Source organism: Janthinobacterium sp. HH104 (assembly GCF_001758715.1).
In the GTDB taxonomy this organism is placed as follows: Bacteria; Pseudomonadota; Gammaproteobacteria; order Burkholderiales; family Burkholderiaceae_D; genus Janthinobacterium; species Janthinobacterium aestuarii.
Genome location: NZ_LRIB01000024.1, coordinates 37,712 through 54,442, shown reverse-complemented (window position 1 = coordinate 54,442; position 16,731 = coordinate 37,712). Strand labels below are relative to the sequence as shown.

Genomic DNA, 16,731 nt, shown 5'->3' with positions numbered 1-16,731 from the left:
GCGCCCACTTTTCCGGCCCGCCCTGGAGCCAGGCATGAAAATCAGGACCAAGCTGATCATCAGTACCAGCGTCCTGCTGGCCGGCGTGGCGGCCATGGCGGCGGCCAGCCTGCTGCTGGTGAAAGGCATCGAAACCCATGTGCATGGCTTGACCGACCGGACCGTGCCGCTGTACACGGACGTGTTGCGCCTGCGCTATACCGTGCAGGACATGGCCTCGGATTTTTTCGAGCTGGGCAAGGCGCAAGACCTGGCGCAGCTGGAACAGGTGTCGGACAAGATCGTCGCCAATATCCAGGCCGCCGAGAGCATCCGCAATGAATTGCGGCGCCACGGCGAGCCGCAGGCGGCCCGCTATCACGCGGCCTTCGAACAGGAATTCCAGCGCATGCGCGTCGCCGTGCGCAAGCGCCTGGAAAACGAGGCCTACTACAAGGCGCAGGCGATGGAGATGGGCCAGGTCCTGGCGCAGATCAAGGCCGCCGCCAAGGCCGCGCGCGGCAAGATACGCCTGGTCGACAGCCAGGCCCAGGCCACGGCAGCCGAAGTGCAGCTGCAAAGCCAGCGCCTGAACGAGAACGCGCGCTACCTGACCGACTTGCGCAAGAGCATCCTCGACATGCAGATTGCGCTGGCCGAAACGGAGGCCGTGAAGAACCGCTTCCGCATCGCACCCTTGCGCGAACGGCTGACGGCGGCCGTCGCCCATCTGCAGGGAAGCGGCGAGCGCGACATCAGCCCCGCCCAGCAGGCGCTGCGAACGACACTGCTGGCCACGGCGCGCCAGATGCTCGATCCCGCCGCCGGCTTGCTGGCCTTGCGCGCCGGGCTGCTGGCCGAGGCCGGCGCCAGCGCGGCGCAGCAGGCGCACTATGCCGCGCTCAAGGAGCAAGTCAGCGCCACCCTGGCCACCGCTCTCCTGCGTCTGGCCGAGGAACTCGATCCCATCGAACTGCAGCTGGCCATCGGACGCGACCGGTTGGCGCAGGCCAACCGCTACATGCGCACCTCGGCCCGCATCGAGGACGCCAGCGGCGAAATCAACCTGGCTGTCGACGCCATCAGCATCGACGTGGGCGAAGTCATGCTCGCCACGGCCGCCGGCGACGTCACGCGCCTGGGCGCCGATATCGCGCAGCACATCGGCGCACTGCACCGCGACATGGGCACCATGCAGACCTTGCTGCAAAGCATAGGCCAGCTGGGCTTGCTGGCCGAAACGCGCAGCGTCGATACCTACCTGGACGCGGTGGAACGGTCGGGACAGCGGCTGGTGCAAGCCAAGGGCAGCGTGCTGGACAGCCAGGCGGCACTTGGCGAGGCCATCGACCACGTGCGGGCCTTCGAACGCGAACAGGCCGCCCATTCCACGCAGCAGGTGGCGCGCATCACGGGGCAGCAGCAGGACGCCGTGACCCAGGTGCGCGATGGCGTGCGCCATGCCTTCATGCTGATCCTCGGCATCGCGCTGGTGCTGCTGCTGGCCTGCGTGGCCATCACGGGGCTGATCAGCGCGTCCATCGCCAGGCCGCTGGCGCACCTGTCCCATGCGATTGCCCATATCCGCGGCGGCAAGGCGCTGTCGGTGCGCGTGGCGCAGCATGGCAGCGATGAACTGGGGCAATTGATCAAGGGCTTCAACGGCATGCTCGAGCACGTGGAACAGCGCGACCTGGCGCTCAAGCAGGCCAAGGCCGAGGCCGACGCCGCCAACCGCGCCAAGTCGGAATTCCTGGCCAAGATGAGCCACGAGATCCGCACGCCGATGAATGGCGTGCTGGGCATGACGGAATTGCTGCAGCGCACGGAACTGAGTCCCAAGCAGCAGCGTTTTGTGCACACGGTGCACCGCTCGGGCGAAAGCCTGCTGAGCATCATCGACGACATCCTCGACTTTTCCAAGATCGAGGCGGGCAAGCTGGTGCTCGAACATATCCCGTTCGACCTGCGCCAGGTGATCGACGATGTCGTGGCGCTGTTTGCCAACGGCATCCAGCGCAAGGCCATCGAATTTACCTGCCGCATCGCCTCCGACGTGCCGCAGCACGTGCGCGGCGACCCCGTGCGCCTGCGCCAGATCCTCACCAACCTGCTCAATAACGCCACCAAGTTCACCGAACGGGGCGAGATTTCCGTCGATGTCAGCTGCCCCGCCGCCGGCCAGATCCGCCTGGAAGTACGCGACACGGGCATCGGCATGGCGCCGGAAGCGGCAGCGGCCGTCTTCCAGCCTTTCCGCCAGGCCGACAGCACCACTTCGCGCAAATACGGCGGCACGGGACTGGGCCTGGCCATCATCAAGCAGCTGGTGGAAATGATGGGTGGCAACATTGTGCTGAAATCCGTGGCGGGCCAGGGTTCCAGCTTCGCCGTCACCATCGCCGTGGGCATCGTGGCGCCCGAAGACGCGCCACCGGCGGCGCCGCGCGTGTCGCTGGCCGCCTTGAACGTGCTGGTCGTCGACGACCATGCCACCAACCGCAGCATCCTGCTGCAGCACGCGATCGAGTGGCAGATGGCCGCCGCCAGCGCCGCCGACGGCGCCGAAGCGCTGGACCTGCTGCAAGCCGCGCTGCGCGGCGCACGCCCGTTCGACCTGGCCATCATCGACATGCGCATGCCCGTCATGGATGGCGCCGAGCTGGTGCGCGCGATCAAGGCCGACGCCGGCATGGCGGCCCTGAAAATTATCATGCTCAGTTCGCTGGACGCCTCGGCCGAGCTGCGCCAGCTGACGGCGCTGGGCGTGGAATACTGCCTGACCAAGCCCGTGCGGGCGATGGAACTGCGCCACTGCATCGAAGCTGTCTGCGGCTACGGCACCCTGGCGCCAACGAGTGCTGCCATGCCTGCCCTGCCCGCTCCAGCGGACACCGCGGCCGCGGGCCAGGCGCCGCTGCGCATGCTGCTGGTGGAAGACAACGCGATCAACCAGGAAATCGCCCTGGCCATGCTGGAAGATAGCGGCTACGAAGCCACGCCGGCCGACAACGGGGCGCGCGCGCTGGCCCTGTGGGAGCGCTACCCGTTCGACGTGATCCTGATGGATTGCCAGATGCCGGAAATGGATGGTTTTGAAGCTACCCGGCGCTTGCGCCGCATGGAAAGCGAGCAAGGCCGAGGCCGCACGCCCATCATTGCCCTGACGGCCAACGCCATCCTCGGCGACCGCGAACTGTGCCTGGACACGGGCATGGACGACTACCTGGCCAAGCCGTACACGCGCGCCGCGCTGCTGGAAGTCCTGGCCCGCTGGCGTCCGTCGCCGGCCGCGCCGGCCGCAGCGGAAACGCCTACAGTAACCACGGAGGTGGCGCCGGTGGAATCAGCCGCCATCCTCGACGCCGCCGCCCTGCAAAACCTGCGCGCCATGCGGCGTCCCGGCCGTCCCGACGTGCTGGGGCGCATCATCGACCTGTTCTACAGCGACGCCCCGCGCCTGCTGGGCCAGCTGGAAGTGGCCGCCGAGGCCAGCGATGCCGCAGCCCTGCAGCTGGCGGCGCATACGCTCAAATCGAGCTGCGCCAACGTGGGCGCGCTGGGCTTGTCGGCCACCTGCCGTGAAATCGAACAATACGCGCGCGGCAATGACGTCGGCAGCGCGCTCAACCATATCCGCGGCATCCAGCAAGAGCTCGACCGTGTCCTCGCCGCCCTGGCCATTGAGAAGGAAGCCATATGAATACCGCACTGCCCCCGCAAGCACTGGTCCTGGTGGTCGACGACGACACCATGACGCGCATCCTCGTGACGGAAGCGCTGGAGCCGGAAGGCTTCCGCATCGAGGAAGCGGCCAGCGGCCTGGAAGCGCTGGCCGCCTTCCAGCGCGGCGTGCCCGACCTGATCCTGCTCGACGTCGCCATGCCCGGCATGAGCGGCTTCGAATGCTGCCAGCAGCTGCGCCGTCTGCCCGGCGGCGCGCACGTGCCCATCGTCGTGCTGACCGGCAACGACGACGACGACTCCATCAAGCAGGCGCTGGAAGCGGGCGCCAGCGATTTCATTTCCAAGCCCATGCAATGGCGGCTGCTGGCGCACCGGCTGCGCTATCTGCTGCGGGCCAGCAGCGCCCTCACCGAATTGAGCCGTATCCAGGAAAGCCTCAACCACGCGCAGGCGCTGGCCCGCCTCGGCAACTGGGAATACCGGGTCGCCGGCGGCGACGGCTACTGGTCGCCGGAGCTGTTGCGCATTCTGGGCCTGGATGCCGATACCGGCCCCACCAGCTTCGACCGCCTGCTGCAGTGCCTGCCGGAAGACCAGCGGCCCCTGCTGCTCGATGCCTTCATGGAGCTGCATGCGAGCGGCACCAGCTATGGCCTCGAACACAAGGTGCTGCGGCCGGACGGCGGCGAGTGCATCGTCTTTCACCAGGCCGAAGCCGTGCGCGAAGGCCGCGAAGTGCTCTTGATGCGCGGTACCGTGCAGGACATCACGGACCGCAAGCTGCAGGAATTGCGCATCGAATACCTGGCCAACCACGACGCGCTGACGGACTTGCCCAACCGGCAATTGCTGAACGACCGCATCGGCCAGGCCATCGCCCATGCCCGCCGCACCCGCTTGCACCTGGCCACCCTGATGATGGACCTCGACCGTTTCAAGTTCGTCAACGACAGCTATGGCCATCCCGTGGGCGACGCGCTGCTGCGGGAAGTGGCGCGGCGCCTGAAGCTGGCCGTGCGCGAGGGCGACACCGTGGCCCGCCAGGGCGGCGACGAGTTCGTCATCCTGCTGACGGACCTGCCCGACATCGAGACGGCCGAACAGATCGTGAAAAAGGTGTTGGCGGTGTTCGCCGATCCTTTCGTGCTGGGCGAACATACCCTGCACATCAGCACCAGCATCGGCGCCAGCGTGTTTCCGTCCGACGGCGACAGCGGCGACATGCTGCTCAAGACGGCCGATGCGGCCCTCTACAGCGCCAAGGACAAGGGCCGCAACGGCTACCAGTTCTACAATCACAAGATGGGCGTGCTGGTGGAGGAACGGGCCGAAATCGAACACGCGCTGCACCAGGCGCTGGCGCTGGGCGAGCTGGAATTGCACTACCAGCCCAAGGTCGACCTCACCAGCGGCAAGATCTATGGCATGGAAGCGCTGCTGCGCTGGCGCCGCGACGGCATCGGGCTGGTGCCGCCGGACCGCTTCATCCCCCTGGCCGAGGAAACGGGCATGATCGTGCCCATCGGCGAATGGGTGCTGCGCACGGCGTGCGCGCAGCTGGGCGTCTGGCATGCCTACGGCTTTACGCACCTGACGATAGCCGTCAACGTGTCGGCGCGCCAGTTCCGCCAGGTCGACATGCCGCAACTGGTGCGCGAAGTGCTGGCCGACAGCGGCGTGCCGGCCCACTGCCTGGAGCTGGAGCTGACGGAAAGCGTGCTGATGCAGAACCGCGACCTCGTGGTGAAGGCGCTGGAAGAATTGAAGGAAATCGGCGTGACCTTGTCGCTGGACGACTTCGGCACCGGCTATTCGAGCCTTTCCTACCTCAAGCAGTTCCCCATCGACGTCGTCAAGATCGATCAATCGTTCATCCGCGACGTGACCGACAGCGTGGATGGCGCGTCGCTGACCCGCTCCATCATCGCCATGGCCAAGTCGCTGCACATGACGACGGTGGCCGAGGGCGTGGAAACGGAGGGACAATTGGGATTTCTCAATACCAACCAGTGCGACGCCATGCAGGGCTATTATTTCAGCCGCCCGCTGCCCGGCGCCGAGATGGATCTGATGTTGCATGCGGGCACCCATTTGCCGCCCGACAGCTGCCATGCCGAAACGCCGCAGCGCGTGCTGCTGCTGGTGGACGACGAAGAGCACATCCTGTCCGCCCTGCGCCGCTCGCTGCGCAAGGAGGGTTACCAGATACTCAGCACCAGCAAGCCGCAGGAAGCCTTGGAACTGGTGGCCGCCCATGCCGTGGGCGTGATCCTCACGGATGCGCGCATGCCGGGCATGTCCGGCAACGAGCTCTTGCGCCGCATCAAGGGTATCTATCCGGAAATCGTGCGCGTGATGCTGTCCGGCTACCCGGAACTGCATTCGGTCACGGCGGCCATCAACGAGGGCTCGGTGTACAAGTTTATCACCAAGCCCTGGGACGAAACCTTGCTGAAAGACCATTTGCGCGAAGCCTTCGTGCGCTTCGAATCGGGCGTGCAGCGGCCACCGGTGGGCCCGCATGGTATCGAGATCAGCAACCGTGCCGCCTAGCGCGCCACCAGGAGCCGCCATGCAGGATCAGCTGTTCTTCGAAGGCTTGCGGGCGCTGGCCGAAGCCGCCTTCCCCAAGCATTGCGCCTGTTGCGGGCGCGAATTCGCCACGGCGGACGATTTCATTTTGCAGACGCAATCGATGCGCCAGAACGTCTCGGGGCTGAAACAAAGCTTCGACGACAACAACGTGGCCATCGTCGAGGTCTACCGCAACTGCCTGTGCGGTTCGACCCTGATGGATTTCTTTTCAGACCGGCGCGACACCTCCGAGGCATCGCTGCAGCGGCGTCAGCTGTTTGAACGGCTGTTGCCGCCGCTGATGGAAAAAGGCATGGAACGGGCCGCCGCGCGCGAGTATCTGCTGCACATCGTGCGCGGCCAGCTGCCGTGACGGGGCGGCTGGCCGCTGTCCGCTGGCATTACCAGTAGCCCAGCACCTTCCACCACGTCGTGCCGACGACGGCAAAGATCAGCAATTCGATCACGCACATGATGAAGCCAACTTTCCACCAGTTGCCCATCGTCACGAAGCCGCTGCCGAAGATGATGGGCGAAGTGCCCGTCGCGTAGTGCGTCAGGGTCATCATGATGGCCGAGCCGGCCGTCATCATCAGCATGAACGGCACGTGGTATTCGGCCGGGATCAGGTGCAGGCCCACCGTCAGGAAGGCCAGCAGCATGGCGCTGATGTGGGCCGTCGTGCTGGCGAAGAAGTAGTGCGAGAAGACAAACACCAGCACGAGCACGCCGGCGATCGGCAGCCAGTCCATGCCGCTGGCGACGATGGCCGCTTTCATGCCGGCCGAGAACCAGGCGATCACGCCCGTCTTGTTCAGCTGCTCGGCCATCATGACGAGCGCGCCGAACCACACCAAAGTGTCCCAGGCGCTCTTTTCCGACAAGACGTCATCCCAATCGATGGTGCCGGTAATGATCAGCACGAACAAGCCGACAAAGGCGACCACCGTCGCATCGAGCGAAAACGCGGGGCCGAACAGCATGGCCGGCACGTTGGCCCACAGCAGCAGCAACAGGGCGAAGGTGCCCAGCATGACTTTTTCCGACGGCGACAGCGGGCCCATGCCTTTCAATTCCGCCTTGGCATAGGTGACGGCGTCGGGCGTGGCTTTGAGTTCCGGCGGCGACAGCCAGTAGATAATCAGCGGCATCACCAGCAGGCAGACCAGGCCCGGCAGCAGCATGCACAGGGCCCAGGTGGTCCACGTCAGGTGGAAACTCTGGCCGCTGGCCTTGGCCACGAAGTCGACCACGAGCGGGTTCGGCGCCGTGGCCGTGAGGAACATGGCCGAGGTGATCGGGTTGGCGTGGTAGTTGACGAGGGCCAGGTAGGTGCCGACCTTCTTTTCCGTGCCCTTGGCCGGGTCGGAATCGAAGGCGTTGGCGATCGATTTCATGACGGGGTGGACGATGCCGCCGCCGCGCGCCGTGTTACTGGGCGTAAAGGGCGCCAGCACCAGTTCGCAGATGGCCAGGCCGTAGCCAATGCCCATGGTGCGCTTGCCCAGCAGCGAGATGAACAGCAGGCCGATACGGCTGCCCAGCCCCGTCTTTTTCAGGCCGCGCGAAATCAGGATCGCCACGACGATCAGCCAGATCAAGGGATTCGAAAAACTGCTGAGCGCATCCGTGATGGCGCCCTTGGACGAGGTCGACGTCACTTGCGACAAGGACACGATGACGATGGCCATCATGGCCATCACGCCGATCGGCATGACTTTCAGGATGATCGCCAGAATCGTGGTGAGGAAAATCGCCACCAGGCCCCAGGCCTTGGGCGTCAAGCCATCGGGCGCCGGCAGCAAGAGCATGCTCACCAGCAAGGCCGTGCAGATCAGGGCGGGGACGAGGCGGAATGGGACGGCTTCCTTGAAATGCAGGAACAGGTCGCGCACTGTTTTATACATCATGATTTCCTTTGCTGGACAGGCATCCTGGCGGGCGGTCGCCCGCGTGGATTGGTGATAATTCTTTTTAGCAACATCATACAAGCTCATGCGCCACTACCCTGCTCCGTTACGCCTGCGCGTGCCCGGAAATTTCCGAATCGTTGACTTGAGCGGTATCAGAGTGCCGGTAAATATTGTTGAGCAGTGACAATGGGTGACTTTTTTGTCAATTTTTCTCTGTATCTTTCCCCGTAGCTGCCGCCAGATATGCCACCAGGATTGCCAACCTTTCAGGGGAAAACTTGATGAATAGCACGGAACAGTACTCGATACACCCATCGATCGGCGTTGCCCGTGTGGGCAACAGCCATGATTCGTTTTATCTGGCGCCGGAAACGATCGGCGGGCTGCCGATCGAAGTCGACAGCAACAACGATCCGCAGCTCGTCGATGGCAAGCCGGTCCGCGTTGCCCAATTCAAGGATGCGGCCGGCCGCGTGCGGCGCCAGGCAGCCAGCTTCCGCATCTACAAGTCCGTGGCGGGACGTCCCGGCGAAAAAGTCCTCGTCGACCTGCAGGACCCGAACATTGCCAAGATCGAGTGGACGGTGCACGTGGCAAACAAGAAGGCAGCGTGGTGGAACTTCATTCCCCTGCTGGGCGACCTGATGTTCGGCCCATACAACAGCTATGAAACCTGGGAAAAGACGCCGCCCGCCTGGAATCTGACGCCCACGTCCTGGACCAATCTGCGCAATGACACCGTCAAGGGAGATGAGGCACGGCAAAAACTGATCGTCGATCCGGGACCGCGCACACTCGATGCGCCGCTGGGCAAGGCCCATTTCGACAAGGATGGCGCCGGTTCCTATGCGCACGTGTCCTTCCCCGATCCGCACGCCATCACGCAAGGCTATCCGGTGCGCACGCTCGGTGAAATGCGCACGGATTCACGCGGCAACCTGCTGGTGATCGGCGCCTATGGCCGCGCGGGCGGCTCCGAAAGCATCACGGGCTTTGGCGGCGGCGATACGTGGAATGACGACGTGGGCGATGGCCCCGTCAGCGCGACCATCCATTTCACGGATGGCAGCCCGTCCGTGGAACTGAAAGCCTGGGTCGTCATCGGCTCGCCGAAGTTCGCGCCCGAGCTGGTGAATATTTCCACCTGGGATGACGTCGTGGCCGACATGGCCATCAAATACAAGAACGCGCTGCCCGAGGCCTACGACACGGCCCGCTGGAGCGGCAGCGATGGCTGGAATCCCGACTATGTCGTCAATTACGGGCAGGACATTCAGCCCTTCCTTGCCAGGATAGGCGATTACCAGTGGGTGGCGACGGTGCCGTCGATGACGGCCTTCATCCGCCCTAACTTCGACGTGGCCGATGCGTCGGAAGCGAACCGGCCGCAGCGCGAAAAATTCTTCAGCTATTTCAGGAAGCCGTCGGCCATCCGGCCCGGCACGGAGGAACAGGCGCCCGGATTCACCGGTGGCCAGGGCGGACAATTGTTCAGCGAAGCCACCACGGAGAACCCCGCCGCCGGCATTCCTCTCGTGCCCTTGAATTCGGGCAGCAATTCCGTGCGCAACAACGTCATCAGCAAGTTTTCCGTGCTGACGGATACGCAATACTTTGCCCTGCAGCAATGGGCGGCCGGCAAATTCGCCGCCGATGCGCCGGGCCTGGCCTTGCCCGGCATCGACCCGCTCGATCAGGCGGCCATCGGCAATTGCGTGGGCGAACCCATGTGCCCCGGCATCGAAGTGACGTGGAGCGTGCGCAATCCCATCATCTACGCGAAACCGTACGCCATCCTGCACCGCGTGGATGCCGACTACGCAAAAAACGGCCTGTCGCCGGGCCGCGACGAGTGCGCACCGCTGGACTGGAACGACCCGACCGTCGGCACCGGCTGCGAACCGGGCGACCTGACCAAGCGCATGGCCATCCCGTGGCAGGCCGACTTCTATGACTGTTCCGTGCAGATGATCAACTTCGACAATCCGGACCTGGTCAAGAATCCCGACACGCTCATCCCCGTGCCGCCCACCTATTACGCCTACTGGTGGCCGCCGCAAAGCCCGTGGAACGTGATCAATGGCGCCACCACCAAGGAAGAACAGGCGCTCGCCGGCGTGCCGGCCGGCATGCAGGTGATGTACAGCCGCGGCATGAACAGTTTTTCGCAGATGATCAGCTCATGGCACTACCTCGGTTTCATCGTGAACCAGAACCAGGATGCCGAGTCGGGCCGCCAGTACCCGTATTTTGTGGAAAAGGAGCGCAATCACGCCAAGTTCGTGGCCGCCAGCGTCGGGGTCGGCAATGCCAGCAGCTTCATCACGGGCGACGATTCGAACTACCTGCCCGCCTGGTTCCTCAAGGATGAAGATCCGCAGACGGCGCCCGAGAAGGCATCGCAGCTGTTTGCCACTGGCGGCGCGCAAGTGGCCGTGCACGACACGCCGAAGAAAATCCAGCCTGCCAACCGGCGCCGGTTTTCCCATTGAGTGTCACGCCAAGCACGTCGTCATCGCGCGACTACGACGTCGTCATTGTCGGCGGCGGTGCCGCCGGCACTGCCGCCGCCCTGACCCTGGCCCGCTACACGGGCTTGCGCATCGCCTTGCTGGAAAAGCAGCTGTTCGACGATTACCGGGCCGGCGAAACGGTATCGTCGTCCATCTTCTCGATGCTGGACTTTCTGGGCGTCGGCCGCGACCTGCTGGACGGCGCCCAGCTGCCCGCGTTTTCCCATGCAGCCGCGTGGGGCAGCGCGGAGCTGATGTCGCGCGAAGCCGTCTTCAGCAGCCACGGCCACGGCTTGCACCTGGACCGCCGGCAATATGACGCCATCCTGCTCGAACAGGCGCGCCTGGCGGGCGTGGCGTTGCTGCGTCCGGCGCAACTGGTACAGCTCGAACACGGCGACCCGTGGCGTCTGCGCGTGGCGAGCGAGGGGCAGGAAACGGACCTGACGGCCCGCTACCTGATCGATTGCAGCGGCAAGCAGGCGGCCATCGTGCGCCAGCGCAAGCGTCCGATCCACACGGAAGACTCGCTGGTGGCGCTGTACGCCTATTATCAGCTGGACGAGCCGCAATTCCTGCCGCACCGCACCCTGGTGGAAACGACGGAACATGGCTGGTATTACGCCGCGCCCCTGCCGGGCGAGCGCGTGGCGCTGGCCTTCATCACGGATGCCGACATCCTCAAGCGCCTGCGGCTGAAGGAAGCGGCGCCCTGGCGCGAGGCCGGCATGGGCACGCGCCATGTGGGCGATATCCTCGCGCGCCTGCCCCCGCCGAGCGCGCTGCGCCATTACGCCATCCACAGCCGGGTGGCGTCGCTGCCGGCCGATGAAAACTGGACGGCGGCGGGCGACGCGGCCGCCTGCTTCGACCCGATCTCGTCGCTGGGCATCGGCCAGGCCATGGCCTCGGGCATCCATGCGGCGCGGGTGGCGGAAGCTTATCTGGCCGGCGACCGGGGCATGGCGGCCGGCTACCGGCGCAGCGTTTTCGCCGCGTTTGAAACCTATCTGCAGATGCGGCGCGGCTTCTACGGCGCCGAGCAGCGCTGGCGCGATGCGCCGTTCTGGCAGCGCCGGGCAGCGTCTTGACGCCCCCGGCAAAAAACTGAGCCAGGTCAAGAGTCCGCATGTCCACGGCCCGTTTCCGGGCCAATTCCAGCCCTGCCTTGCCATTCGCACTATAATGTTGGCACCGCGTGCGGCAGCATTGGCGGCGATAGACGGTAACAATTTCGTGTGGAGGCCGGTACAATAGCGTCTGGGCCTACACAGGGTTTCACTTTTGCCAGCAGTTGCCAGCAACTAACCATTTTTTTGACCAGCCAACACATACTATGAGTTCGATGAATGAAGAGCGCGTTTTAAGCGTGCACCACTGGACGGATACCCTGTTCTCCTTTACCACCACGCGCGACCCGTCGCTGCGTTTCTCGAATGGCCATTTCACCATGATCGGCCTGCGCGTCGACGGCAAGCCCTTGCTGCGTGCCTACAGTATCGCCAGCGCCAATTACGAAGACCATCTGGAATTTTTCAGCATCAAGGTGCCGGGCGGCCCATTGACGTCGCGCTTGCAACACTTGCAAGTGGGCGACACCGTCATCGTCGGCCGCAAGCCGACGGGCACCCTGGTATCCGACTACCTGCTGCCGGGCAAGCGCCTGTACATGCTGTCGACGGGCACGGGCCTGGCGCCTTTCCTCAGCATCGTGCGCGATCCGGACATCTACGAGCGTTTTGACCAGCTGATCCTCGTGCACGGCGTGCGCCAGGTCGATGAACTGGCTTACCACGACTTGCTGGAAGAGCATTTGCCGAAGCATGAGTTCCTGGGCGAAATGGTCAGCGACAAGCTGCGCTACTACCCGACCGTGACGCGCGAAGACTTCCGCAACATGGGCCGCATCACGGAACTGATCGAGAACGGCAAGCTGGCCGAAGACCTGGGTGTGCCGGCATTGAACCCGGCCGAAGACCGCGTGATGATCTGCGGCAGCTCGGACATGCTGCGCGACCTGAAGGAAATGCTGGAAGCGCGTGGCTTCAAGGAAGGCAATACCTCGACGCCTGGCGACTTCGTTGTCGAGCGCGCGTTCGCCGAGAAGTAATCGGCAGCAAACTCGTAGCAAATACAGGGGCCCGGCCCCGCCGCTTCCCGCGGCGGCGCCGGGCTTTTTCATTGCAACTTGTGCCATCAACTTGTGCCATCATTTCCTGCGCGCTCCTGACAGAAATTGTCAGTACTTTTTATTATGATTTCGGCACCCGCTGGCTAGCAAGCCAGTACTATTGATATCTCCATCTGCGACAGGACTTTTCATGACACGTGCCATCACCATTCTGACCGAGAACTTTGCCGATTGGGAAACCGCCCTGCTCAATTCCACGGCGCGGCTGTACTACGGCTTTTACACGCAGTTCGCCACGCCGGGCGGCTTGCCCGTCACCTCGTCCGGCGGCATGCTGGTCACGCCGCAACTGGCGCTCGAAGAGATCGTGCTCGACGAACTCGACTTGCTGATGGTGTGTGGCGGCAGCTTCTGGCAAAGCGGCAAGGCGCCCGACCTGGGCCCGCTGCTGCGCGCGGCCCGCGACAAGGGCGTGGTGCTGGCCGGCATTTGCGACGGCACGCGCGTGCTGGCGCAGGCGGGCGTGCTCGACACCGTGCGCCACACCTCGAATTCGGCCGATAACCTGGCGGATACGGGCTATGCGGGCGCGGCCCTGTACCAGGACGTGCCGTGGGCCGTGGCCGACCAGCGCGTCATCACGGCACCGGGCACGGCGCCTGTCACCTTCACCAGGGAAGTCTTGCGCGCCCTGGGCATCGCCGATGACAACCTGGCCGCTTACCTGGCCATGCACGGGGCCGAGCACGGCCAGGCAGCCCGCTAATTGGCACCGAGCACGCGCAGGCGCGCCACGGCGTGCGTGTTGCCCGCGTCCAGTTCCAGCGAACGGCGGTAATGCGTGACGGCCAGCGCCGTGGCGCCGTCCGCCTCGTAGGCTTCGGCCAGGCTGTCGTGGCCATTCGCCCCTTGCGGGTACAGTTGCACACCCAGCTGGAAGACGGCCACGGCCTGTTTCGGCTGCTGCCGCCCCAGCAGGCGGTAGCCCCAGGCGTTCAAGTCGTCTTCCGTGGGTTCCGGCAAGCCGTGCTGGCGCAGGATGGCCGCCAGTTTCTTGTCCAGCCCGTCGAAACCGGCGCTCGCCGCCTTCGTGCGCAGCAAGTGCGCGGCATACGCGCCGCCGCGCTGCTGGCGCAGGGCGGGAAGATAGAAGCCGGCGACGGTATCGATCAGCTGTTCCGGCTGGCCGCCGGCCAGGTTGCTGAGGATAATGACGGCCAGGCTATCGTTCGGATACACATAAAAGGCCGAGCGGCCACCGCCGATGCCGGCCACGGCGCGGTGGCCATCGCGGCCGATGGTGGGCCAGCCCAGCGCCCACGGCGCCGGCTTGCCGTCATTCAAGCTGGTCGGCTGCCACAGCCGTTCCACACCGGCGGGCGCCAGCAAGCGTCCCGACTGCAGCGCGATGAGCCAGTTGGCCAGTTCGCCCGCATTGCTGTTGATGCCGGCCCCGGCGCGCAGGAACACGGGAAAGTCTTCGATCACGTTGCGGTAGCCCTTGCCGCTACGGTCCAGCACGTAGGAACTGGCCTTGTTGGCAACCACATCCTTCGCGTCGCCAAAGCCGCTGTGCCGCATGCCCGCCACGTCGAACTGCCGGCGCTGGATGAAGGCGGTAAAGGGCTGGCCGCCCTGGCGCTCGATCAATTGCGCCAGCAAGACGTAATTGGTCTGGTTGTAGCGGTAGCGCTGGCCTGGCGGGGCTTCCACGGGCAGCGCCTGCACGGCTGTCCACGCCGCATCGGCGTCGTCCGGCAGCGGCCCCACGAGCTTGCCGCTGCGCTGGTCCAGCACGTCGGGCAAGCCCGAGGTATGGTTGAGTAATTGGGTCACCGTCACGGCTTGCCAGGCGACAGGCAAGTCTGTCAGGTACTGGCCGACCGGTGCGGCCAGGTCGATCTTGCCCTCTTGCACCAGCTGCATCACGGCCACGCCCGCAAACGCTTTCGTTGCCGAGTTGATGGAAAACAGGCTGGTATCCGTCACGGGCACCTGGTATTGCAGACTGGCCAGGCCGAAGTTGCGCTTCAACACAACCTTGCCATGCTGTATCACGGCCAGTTGCAAACCGGGAATCTGGCGCTCCTGCATTTCGCTGCGCACGAAGGTGGCAATATCATGTTCCGCGGGGAACGCCTGCGCATGGCTGGTGGGGCTGGCGGCAAGCGCCATGACGAGCAGGACGGACGGCAGGCATGGCTTCACGATGCGGCTTTCGGCAAGAGAAAACGGAACCGCAGCATCCCATACCTATTTGTCAACGTCAACGATAATCTTGCCAGTCAGAAAGTTACTCGTCCAGCCACACATCCTCGTACCCTTCCCGGTCGAGAATGAACTTGGCACCGCTGGGCAAGGCCAGGTAATCGACCACCTGCGGCAGCATCTCGTGCAGGTGTTCCGCATGCAGGGGCTGGTAAAAGCCGCTGGCGTCGTCGTGTTCACCGCAATGGATAAACCAGCTGATCGTGCCATTTTCCGGCAGCTCGATGCGCGTGCCGTAGATGGGCGACTGCGCCAGGCTGCCGGTGGCCAGGGCCACCATGGGTTCGGGCACCTGCGCCGGCAAGCCGAATTTGTCGCAGATGCGCTGCTGTTTTTCGCTGATCAGTTCAGTCAGGTTCTTCATCATCTTGTTCTCAGGATCCGATATAGCGGTAATGGAGGCGCAGCGCGCCATCGTGGCCGGACATTTCCAGGTGCAGGATCGCTTCGCCAGGCTTGCCATTGGCCAGCAGCCGGCATTCCAGGCCCAGCGGTCCCGCATCAGTGGCATACACGTCGACGGCGGGACGGCCGCCCTTGCCCGATACGAAAGCTTGCGCCAGCGGCGCCAGTGACAATGCCTGGTCCGCCGCAAAATAGCTGTTGAGCATTTCGATGATTTCGTCGGCCACGCCCGGCGACAGGCCCCAGTCGCGTTGCAGCGCAACAGGATCGCGCCCGTCGAGCGTCTGCACGAAGGCTGCGGCTTGCGCGTATGCCAGCTGACGCAGGCTGTCGGTAACTGCCATTTCCATCATGTGGCTCCTGCCCTGTCCATTCAACAGGCGCCATTATAGCGCGTGGCCGCGCGCCTAGGCTATCCGTTTGCCATCCATAATCAGACCGATTGCCGTTCATTTAAAACGCAATCCTTATTATTTATCGCACTGCAATAATATAAATGGACCGCGTGATATTTGGTGAGTATTCCCAAAAGATAATCGCGAATACGATTGATTTTCAATTGACGCTTATTTATTCCGGCGCTAATATCGAATGGCCATAGACCATGGCATACAGTGCAAGCAGTACTTAACCATCACAAGAGGATAGTACAATGCAAAATCAAACCAAATTGTTCGCATTCAAACTGGCTGAAAAACAGGTACAAAAACAGGCGGCGCCCGCAACTGCCTGGAAAGTGCGCGACGGCGTCGCCGTGGCCGGTTGCACCGCCGTCGGCACGAATGATCAATATCGCGACTCTTCCCGCCTCAGGCCGAACGACAGCGGCCAGTATTGCTGATCCCCGGCATGCCATAACCCCTGCCTGGCGTCGGGTTGCATTATATTTCCCTATATTCAAACTGGCGCCGTTGGCGCGGCTTTTCTGCGCCCAATGAATATATAAACACCTTTCAATTGGAGATTTCATTTTTATAAGCAGTTATTGGTAAAAATCGAAACACAACCATTAATAGAGGATTCCATGCTCGATAAAAAAGAACCCAAGCTGTTCGCATTCAAACTGGCGGAAAAGAAGGAAGAGGAAAAGCCGGCCCGTCCTGCGCCCTGGAAGGTACGCGACGGTGTTGCCGTAGCCGGCTGCACGGCAGTCGACAGCGAGGAACAATACCGCTATTCGCGCATCGGCTCGAGTGACGGCGGCGAGTTCTGCTGATACGTTGAACCAGCCTTGCCACGGCAAGGCTTTTCACCTTCCCTT

The 16,731-nt window shown here is 63.7% G+C and carries 13 protein-coding genes; 9 read left to right on the top strand and 4 right to left on the bottom strand.

What is annotated here, in order from left to right:
• Positions 1-34 precede the first annotated feature (34 nt).
• The 3 genes from JAB6_RS08730 to JAB6_RS08720 are packed head-to-tail and all read left to right on the top strand — an operon-like array spanning position 35 to position 6,613.
• A complete protein-coding gene (locus JAB6_RS08730) occupies positions 35-3,682 on the top strand; it encodes a response regulator (protein ID WP_070302410.1) in 3,648 nt (1,215 codons plus the stop codon).
• Entirely contained in the window at positions 3,679-6,219 is a 2,541-nt protein-coding gene (locus JAB6_RS08725; protein WP_070302408.1) for an EAL domain-containing protein, read from the top strand. Before JAB6_RS08730 ends, JAB6_RS08725 begins: the two co-directional genes overlap by 4 nt.
• A 19-nt stretch (positions 6,220-6,238) precedes the next feature.
• Positions 6,239-6,613, top strand: coding sequence for a hypothetical protein (locus JAB6_RS08720; RefSeq protein WP_070302402.1), 375 nt, complete (start codon positions 6,239-6,241; stop codon positions 6,611-6,613).
• Positions 6,614-6,641: 28 nt separating this feature from the next.
• Here JAB6_RS08720 and JAB6_RS08715 read toward each other — a convergent pair whose 3' ends face one another.
• Positions 6,642-8,147: an anion permease gene (locus JAB6_RS08715; RefSeq protein WP_034748161.1), complete on the bottom strand. Its 1,506-nt coding sequence runs from the start codon at positions 8,145-8,147 to the stop codon at positions 6,642-6,644.
• A gap of 287 nt (positions 8,148-8,434) precedes the next feature.
• On the opposite strand from JAB6_RS08715, the gene lodA reads away from it, so the two are divergent.
• The 4 genes from lodA (at position 8,435) to JAB6_RS08695 (ending at position 13,563) form a co-directional block, all read left to right on the top strand.
• Positions 8,435-10,645, top strand: coding sequence for a CTQ-dependent lysine 6-oxidase LodA (gene lodA / locus JAB6_RS08710; protein ID WP_070302400.1), 2,211 nt, complete (start codon positions 8,435-8,437; stop codon positions 10,643-10,645).
• Positions 10,642-11,757 (top strand): tryptophan 7-halogenase, encoded by a 1,116-nt coding sequence (locus tag JAB6_RS08705; protein ID WP_070302398.1) that lies wholly within the window; start codon positions 10,642-10,644, stop codon positions 11,755-11,757. Before lodA ends, JAB6_RS08705 begins: the two co-directional genes overlap by 4 nt.
• 245 nt (positions 11,758-12,002) lie before the next feature.
• Positions 12,003-12,776, top strand: coding sequence for a ferredoxin--NADP reductase (locus JAB6_RS08700; protein ID WP_034748152.1), 774 nt, complete (start codon positions 12,003-12,005; stop codon positions 12,774-12,776).
• Between the two features lie 211 nt (positions 12,777-12,987).
• On the top strand, positions 12,988-13,563 hold the full coding sequence (locus tag JAB6_RS08695; RefSeq protein ID WP_070302396.1) for a type 1 glutamine amidotransferase family protein: 576 nt from the start codon (positions 12,988-12,990) through the stop codon (positions 13,561-13,563).
• Here JAB6_RS08695 and JAB6_RS08690 read toward each other — a convergent pair.
• The 3 genes from JAB6_RS08690 to JAB6_RS08680 form a co-directional block, all read right to left on the bottom strand.
• Positions 13,560-15,005 carry a serine hydrolase domain-containing protein gene (locus JAB6_RS08690; RefSeq protein WP_083292618.1) on the bottom strand — a complete coding sequence of 482 codons (1,446 nt, stop codon included), beginning with the start codon at positions 15,003-15,005 and terminating at the stop codon, positions 13,560-13,562. The two genes, JAB6_RS08695 and JAB6_RS08690, sit on opposite strands and share 4 nt — an antisense overlap.
• An 85-nt stretch (positions 15,006-15,090) precedes the next feature.
• Positions 15,091-15,432 (bottom strand): hypothetical protein, encoded by a 342-nt coding sequence (locus JAB6_RS08685; protein ID WP_175444516.1) that lies wholly within the window; start codon positions 15,430-15,432, stop codon positions 15,091-15,093.
• A 7-nt stretch (positions 15,433-15,439) separates the two neighbouring features.
• Positions 15,440-15,823 carry a hypothetical protein gene (locus JAB6_RS08680; protein ID WP_217494616.1) on the bottom strand — a complete coding sequence of 128 codons (384 nt, stop codon included), beginning with the start codon at positions 15,821-15,823 and terminating at the stop codon, positions 15,440-15,442.
• Between the two features lie 299 nt (positions 15,824-16,122).
• On the opposite strand from JAB6_RS08680, the gene JAB6_RS08675 reads away from it, so the two are divergent.
• Both JAB6_RS08675 and JAB6_RS08670 read left to right on the top strand, forming a co-directional pair.
• Positions 16,123-16,311 (top strand): hypothetical protein, encoded by a 189-nt coding sequence (locus tag JAB6_RS08675; RefSeq protein WP_070302394.1) that lies wholly within the window; start codon positions 16,123-16,125, stop codon positions 16,309-16,311.
• A 183-nt stretch (positions 16,312-16,494) separates the two neighbouring features.
• Positions 16,495-16,686 carry a hypothetical protein gene (locus JAB6_RS08670; RefSeq protein WP_070302392.1) on the top strand — a complete coding sequence of 64 codons (192 nt, stop codon included), beginning with the start codon at positions 16,495-16,497 and terminating at the stop codon, positions 16,684-16,686.
• Positions 16,687-16,731 lie beyond the last annotated feature (45 nt).

Bases quoted from the DNA above. Each gene is read 5' to 3' on its own strand.
- JAB6_RS08730 (WP_070302410.1), top strand. From the start codon at position 35: ATGAAAATCAGGACCAAGCTGATCATCAGTACCAGCGTCCTGCTGGCC.
- JAB6_RS08725 (WP_070302408.1), top strand. From the start codon at position 3,679: ATGAATACCGCACTGCCCCCGCAAGCACTGGTCCTGGTGGTCGACGAC.
- JAB6_RS08720 (WP_070302402.1), top strand. From the start codon at position 6,239: ATGCAGGATCAGCTGTTCTTCGAAGGCTTGCGGGCGCTGGCCGAAGCC.
- JAB6_RS08715 (WP_034748161.1), bottom strand. From the start codon at position 8,147: ATGTATAAAACAGTGCGCGACCTGTTCCTGCATTTCAAGGAAGCCGTC.
- lodA (WP_070302400.1), top strand. From the start codon at position 8,435: ATGAATAGCACGGAACAGTACTCGATACACCCATCGATCGGCGTTGCC.
- JAB6_RS08700 (WP_034748152.1), top strand. From the start codon at position 12,003: ATGAGTTCGATGAATGAAGAGCGCGTTTTAAGCGTGCACCACTGGACG.
- JAB6_RS08695 (WP_070302396.1), top strand. From the start codon at position 12,988: ATGACACGTGCCATCACCATTCTGACCGAGAACTTTGCCGATTGGGAA.
- JAB6_RS08685 (WP_175444516.1), bottom strand. From the start codon at position 15,432: ATGATGAAGAACCTGACTGAACTGATCAGCGAAAAACAGCAGCGCATC.
- JAB6_RS08680 (WP_217494616.1), bottom strand. From the start codon at position 15,823: ATGATGGAAATGGCAGTTACCGACAGCCTGCGTCAGCTGGCATACGCG.
- JAB6_RS08675 (WP_070302394.1), top strand. From the start codon at position 16,123: ATGCAAAATCAAACCAAATTGTTCGCATTCAAACTGGCTGAAAAACAG.
- JAB6_RS08670 (WP_070302392.1), top strand. From the start codon at position 16,495: ATGCTCGATAAAAAAGAACCCAAGCTGTTCGCATTCAAACTGGCGGAA.